The 4,292-nt window shown below is 71.9% G+C and carries 5 protein-coding genes; all 5 read left to right on the forward strand.

All coding sequences use genetic code 11. From position 1 onward, the window contains the following. The first annotated feature begins 214 nt into the window (after window positions 1-214). The 5 genes from pyrH (at window position 215) to ACFWEK_RS19390 (ending at window position 4,257) form a co-directional block, all read left to right on the forward strand. A complete protein-coding gene (pyrH, locus tag ACFWEK_RS19370; protein ID WP_430555095.1) occupies window positions 215-994 on the forward strand; it encodes a UMP kinase in 780 nt (259 codons plus the stop codon). 64 nt (window positions 995-1,058) lie between these two features. Continuing rightward, the gene (frr, locus tag ACFWEK_RS19375) at window positions 1,059-1,616 is read left to right on the forward strand and encodes a ribosome recycling factor (RefSeq protein WP_430547099.1); all 558 of its coding nucleotides are present in this window, start codon (window positions 1,059-1,061) and stop codon (window positions 1,614-1,616) included. Then, on the forward strand, window positions 1,616-2,512 hold the full coding sequence (locus ACFWEK_RS19380; protein ID WP_430555096.1) for a phosphatidate cytidylyltransferase: 897 nt from the start codon (window positions 1,616-1,618) through the stop codon (window positions 2,510-2,512). The genes frr and ACFWEK_RS19380 overlap by 1 nt, the downstream gene beginning before the upstream one ends. Before the next feature lie 9 nt (window positions 2,513-2,521). Then, window positions 2,522-3,709 carry a 23S rRNA (adenine(2503)-C(2))-methyltransferase RlmN gene (gene rlmN / locus ACFWEK_RS19385; protein ID WP_430555097.1) on the forward strand — a complete coding sequence of 396 codons (1,188 nt, stop codon included), beginning with the start codon at window positions 2,522-2,524 and terminating at the stop codon, window positions 3,707-3,709. Beyond that, complete coding sequence (locus ACFWEK_RS19390) at window positions 3,706-4,257, forward strand: DivIVA domain-containing protein (protein WP_430547098.1); 552 nt, start codon at window positions 3,706-3,708, stop codon at window positions 4,255-4,257. Before rlmN ends, ACFWEK_RS19390 begins: the two co-directional genes overlap by 4 nt. Window positions 4,258-4,292: the final 35 nt, after the last annotated feature.

The following is a 4,292-nucleotide window of genomic DNA, read 5'->3' on the forward strand; positions in this document are numbered from 1 at the left end:
GGCGACCGCACCGTGCGCGGTGCGGTCGGGCCTTCGCGTACCCGCCCGCGCCCGTCCGCTGACGGGGCGGGAGCCGCCGTCCGGTGCCAGGATGCGCGGAGGGTGACACAGAACCACCGGGCGCACACCCGCCCGACCCGCCGGTCCGTCGAGCGCGACGGCCGGCGGACGCGGAACATGCCGCAGGGCATGCGGAACAGACCAGAGAGCGACGGTGACGCACGTGACCGAGACCAACCAGACCGAGCCGACGACCACGACGGACGAGGCGACGGGCGAGGCCGCACCCGCGCGCCGCGTGCTCCTCAAGCTCTCCGGCGAGACCTTCGGGGGCGGCAGCGTGGGCCTCGCGACCGACGTCGTGCGGCGCATCGCCCAGGAGATCGGCGACGCGGTCCGGCAGGGCGTGCAGGTCGCGATCGTCTCGGGCGGCGGCAACTTCTTCCGCGGCGCCGAGCTCTCCCGGGCGGGCCTGGACCGGGCGCGCGCCGACTACATGGGCATGCTCGGCACGGTGATGAACTGCCTCGCGCTGCAGGACTTCCTCGAGCAGGACGGCGTCAAGACGCGGGTGCAGACCGCGATCACCATGGGACAGGTCGCCGAGCCGTACATCCCGCTGCGCGCGATCCGGCACCTGGAGAAGGGGCGCGTCGTCATCTTCGGCGCGGGCGCCGGCATGCCGTACTTCTCCACCGACACCGTGTCGGTCCAGCGTGCCCTGGAGACGCACTGCGACGAGGTCCTCATGGGCAAGAACGGCGTGGACGCCGTCTACTCGGCGGACCCGCGCACGGACCCGGACGCCGAGCGCCTCGAGCACCTCACCTACACCGACGCCCTGGTGCGCGGCCTGAACGTGATGGACGCCACCGCGCTGTCCCTGTGCCGCGACAACGACGTGCGGATGCGCGTCTTCGGCCTTGAGGAGCCGGGTAACGTGACCCGCGCGCTGCTGGGCGAGAAGATTGGCACGCTGGTCACCACCCACTGACGCCGCACCAGCCGTAGGACACTTCAGCAGCACGACGACGCACGACGACGAGAATGGAGCACCGGTGATCGACGACACCCTCCTCGAGGCCGAGGAGAAGATGGACAGGGCGATCGAGGTCGCCAAGGAGGAGTTCGCGGGGATCCGCACGGGCCGCGCCAACTCGGGCATGTTCTCGAAGATCACCGTGGACTACTACGGCGCCCCGACGCCCCTGCAGCAGCTCGCGTCGTTCAACATCCCGGACGCGCGCACGGTGCTCATCACCCCGTTCGACAAGAGCTCGATGACGACCATCGAGAAGGCGCTCCGCGAGTCCGACCTGGGCGTCAACCCGTCGAACGACGGCAACGCGATCCGCATCGTCATGCCCGCCCTCACGGAGGAGCGTCGCCGCGACTACGTGAAGATGGCCAAGACGAAGGCGGAGGACGCCCGCATCTCCGTGCGCAACGTCCGCCGCAAGGCCAAGGAGGAGCTGGACCGCATCGTCAAGGACGGCGAGGCCGGCGAGGACGAGGTCACCCGGGCGGAGAAGGAGCTCGAGTCGCTGACGAAGAAGCACGTCGACGCGATCGACGTGCTGCTCGCCGGCAAGGAGAGCGAGCTGCTCGAGGTCTGATGGTGACCCATCCCCTCGAACCGGGCGAGGACGCGTCCCCGCTCGATCCGGCCACCGGCGGGGCGGCCGGCCCGACGTCGTCGCGCGCCGGCCGCAACCTGCCCGTGGCCATCACGGTCGGCGTCCTGCTGCTCGTCGGCGTCGCGGCGTCCCTGTGGTTCCGGCCGGAGCCGTTCGTGGCCGTCGCCGCGGTCGCGGTCGGCGCCGCGCTGTGGGAGCTCCGTCAGGCGTTCGCCCGCCGGGACATCCACCTGCCGATCCTGCCGCTGCTCGTGGGCGGCGCGGGCATGGTGGTCTCGGCCTACACGGCGGGGCCCGAGGCGCTGCTCGTCGCGTACGTGCTGACCGTCGGCGCCGTCGTCGTCTGGCGGGTGCTGGACGGCCCCGGGCCGCAGGCGCTGCGCGACTGCGCGGCCGCGGTCTTCGCGGCCACCTACGTGCCGTTCCTGGCGGGCTTCGTCATGCTGCTGCTCGCGCAGCCGGACGGCGAGCTCCGGGTGGCCCTGTTCATCCTCCTGGCCGTGGCGAACGACACCGGCGGGTACATCGCCGGCGTGACGATGGGCCGCCACCCGCTGGCACCCACCGTGAGCCCGAAGAAGACCTGGGAGGGCCTGGCGGGTTCGCTCGTCCTGGCCACGGCCGTCGGCGTCGCGGGCGCGGTGCTCGCCCTCGACGCGAGCCCGGTGCTCGGCATCGTGCTCGGCGTGCTCACCGCGATCACGGCCACCGTGGGCGACCTCGCCGAGTCGCTCATCAAGCGGGACCTAGAATTGAAGGACATGGGTTCGCTGCTCCCGGGTCACGGGGGCGTGCTGGACCGCCTCGACTCGCTGGTCGTCACCGCCCCGTTCGTGTACCTCGTGCTCACCATGGCGCCGTCGACCGCCCTGTAAGGAACCGTCATGCCCCCCACCACCGCCCGTCCCGCGACGTCCGGCGCCGACCTCGGGATCCCCGCGGTCCGGCCCGGCGACGAGACCGCGCCGATGCCCCTGCAGATGGCGCCGCGTCGCCGGGGCAAGCCGCCGAAGCACTTCGCCGACCTCACGCCGGCCGAGCGCGTCGCGTCGATGGAGGAGATGGGGGAGAAGCCGTTCCGGGCCAAGCAGCTCGCGACGCACTACTTCCAGCACTACACGTCCGACCCGGAGCAGATGACCGACCTGCCCGCGAAGACGCGCGAGGCCATCGCGACCACGATGTTCCCTCAGCTCATCCGCCCCACCCGGCGCCTCGAGGCCGACGGCGGCACGACCGTCAAGACGCTGTGGCACCTCTTCGACGACGCCAAGGTCGAGTCGGTGCTCATGCGCTACCCGCACCGCACCACGTTGTGCGTGTCCTCGCAGGCGGGCTGCGGCATGGCGTGCCCCTTCTGCGCCACGGGCCAGCTCGGGCTCACGCGGAACCTGTCGACGGCGGAGATCCTCGAGCAGGTGCGCGCGGCGAACCGGTCGCTCGCGGAGGGCGAGATCCCCGGCGGACCCACGCGGCTCAACAACCTCGTCTTCATGGGCATGGGCGAGCCGCTGGCCAACCCGAGAGCCGTCTTCGAGACGGTGCGCGCGCTGGTCGCGCCGCAGCCCGAGGGCTTCGGCATGTCGGCGCGGAACATCACCGTCTCGACCGTGGGGCTGGTGCCCGCGATCGAGAAGCTCACGAAGCTCGAGATCCCGGTGACGCTCGCCCTCAGCCTGCACGCCCCGGACGACGACCTGCGCAGCGAGCTCGTGCCGATCAACACCCGGTGGAGCGTGGACGAGGCGCTCGACGCCGCGCGGCGCTACTTCGAGGTGACGGGCCGGCGCGTGTCGATCGAGTACGCGCTGATCAAGGACATGAACGACCACGGCTGGCGCGCCGACCTGCTGGGGGAGAAGCTCAACGCCCGCGGGCGCGGCTGGGTGCACGTCAACCCCATCCCGCTGAACCCCACGCCCGGCTCGATCTGGACCGCGAGCGAGCGTGCCGTCGAGGACGAGTTTGTGGCACGCTTGCGCGGGCACGGCATCCCCACCACGATCCGTGACACCCGCGGGAGCGACATCGACGGCGCCTGCGGGCAGCTGGCGGCCGAGGAGGACGAGTGAGCGCACTGTTCAGCACGGTGTCCGCGATGCGCACCGGGTACGAGCGGGACGAGGTCGAGGACTTCTTCGACCACGCCCGGCAGGCGTACGAGGGACGTACCGCGGAGCCGCTGACGCACGCCGACATCCAGGTGTCGACGTTCGACCTGGTGCGCGGCGGCTACGACACGCACGAGGTCGACGCGGCGCTGGACCGGCTCGAGGCGGCGTTCATCGCCCGGCAGCGCGCCGAGTACGTGGCGGCGCACGGTCAGGAGGCCTGGATGGCCGCGCTGGCGGACCGCGCGCGCACGATGTACGGGCGCCTGGGCCGGCCCGACGGCGAGAAGTTCGCCCCGGCCGAGCGCGGCGAGCAGGGCTACGACCCCGACGACGTCGACGCGCTGTGCGACCGGCTCGTCGCGTACTTCGACCGGCAGGAGCCGCTGTCCTCCGGGGAGATCCGTTCCGCGACGTTCGGCCGGGCCAAGGGTTCGGACGGCTACGCGGAAGGCCCTGTGGACCGCTTCTTCGCCCGCGCGATCGAGGTGCTGCTCGGGGTCGAGTGATCCCGCCGCCGCACCAGGACCGACGCCACGAGGGC

The organism is Isoptericola sp. NPDC060257, assembly GCF_042726645.1.
Lineage (GTDB): Bacteria > Actinomycetota > Actinomycetes > Actinomycetales > Cellulomonadaceae > Isoptericola > Isoptericola nanjingensis.